General features: G+C 28.9%; 2 protein-coding genes. Both read left to right on the forward strand.

The window, feature by feature from the left end:
* On the forward strand, nucleotides 1-363 hold a 363-nt coding region (locus tag VLM92_RS05285), incomplete at its 5' end, for a hypothetical protein (protein WP_325275310.1).
* A 635-nt stretch (nucleotides 364-998) separates the two neighbouring features.
* The coding region (locus tag VLM92_RS05290; protein WP_325275311.1) for an MFS transporter at nucleotides 999-1590 on the forward strand (592 nt) is incomplete at its 3' end.

Below are 1590 nucleotides of genomic sequence, written 5' to 3' on the forward strand. Positions count from 1 at the left end.
GAAAGTATAAGAACAAAAATGAATATTAAAAAATATTATGATTTTATATTACAACAACAAAGTAAAAAATATGATATACCCGAAGCAATTAAATCAGCCATTGATATTTTTGATAAATTCCCATTTTGCTTATTAAAAAAATTTACGTATAATATAGAAGATATTTCAAAAGTATTTTGCTCAGAATTAGCTACTGCAGCTCTTGAAGAAAGTGGAGCTATTGCAAATATAAATGCTTCAGAAGTTACTCCAATTGATTTGTGTATGTTTAATATATATAAAGAAGACTACTATCAATTAAAGGGAGAACGTACAATGATTAAAGGATATAATACAATCTCTCCATTTGGGTGGGGACAATAATAAGTTTGTCTCTACTATTAAAATTTATGAAAAGTACATTTTGGGTTAAAGGCTGTAACAAAACCACTATTTATTAATCTACCATTGAGCTTCGAAGCAAATATAGGGCAAAAGGATTATCAGGTAAAGTTTTTCATATAAAACCTAACAATGAAGAATGGGGTATAGATGAAAATTTAAGAAAAGAAGCTGAAAAAGCAAGTTTTGAGAAAATACACAAAGATAATATTAGGTTTAAATTAGATAATATATCTTATATTTAATTTTCTTATTGTTACTATAGAAGAAAAATGGAAAACATGCATGGCAATAATATAAAATATAAAAAATTAATAAGATAAGTGTGTAAAGCCGTTGTGAATGCAACGGCTTTTATTTTTAAATAATTCAACTGAAAGAAACTTAAGAATGGATCCAACCACAGATATAATTTTTTTGTTACAAGTTGCCTTATTTTCAACTTGATTTCAGAACATATATATGTTTACATATATAAAATTATTACAAAAAATAAAGGAACACAAAAATACACAAAAATACACACAAAAAACTTTACATTGCACAGGAATGCATATACAGTTAAGGTATAACAAAAATATTTTATCTGAAAATTCAATTAAATTAGGAGGGAGAATATGAAACAATCAAAACAAAATTCAAGAAAATGGCTTTCATTTGGAACGCTAATACTTGGAGCTGGTACTATTTATAAACTAGGAGCTTTGAAAAACGCCTTTTATGTTCCGATGCAAGAACTAATGGGTCTTTCACACACACAAATTGGTACAGCTATGAGTGTTTCTGGTATAGTTTCAACTTTTGGATTTCTTGCTGCAATCTATTTAACTGACCGTATTTCAAAAAAAATCATGATTCCAATATCATTAATAGGGGTAGGATTACTTGGTTTGGGATTATCTACATTTCCATCTTACAATATGTTTTTATTAATTTACTGTTTATTGGCTATTTGTGCCGATATGATGTTTTGGCCAACTATGCTCAAAACAGTTCGTCTGCTTGGTACAGAAGAAGAACAGGGTAGAATGTTCGGAATGTTAGAAGCAGGTCGTGGTTTAATTGACACAATTGTATCATTCGCTGCACTAGGTATATTTTCAGGTTTAGGTAGTGGCTTAGAAGGTCTTAAAGCAGCTATTCTTTTCTTTGCAGCTGTGCCGCTTATACTTGGGATTATATCGTATTTCTTAATTGAACCAGATAAAA

The sequence above is a fragment of the Romboutsia sp. genome (assembly GCF_035470145.1).
Classification (GTDB): Bacteria; Bacillota; Clostridia; order Peptostreptococcales; family Peptostreptococcaceae; genus Romboutsia_D.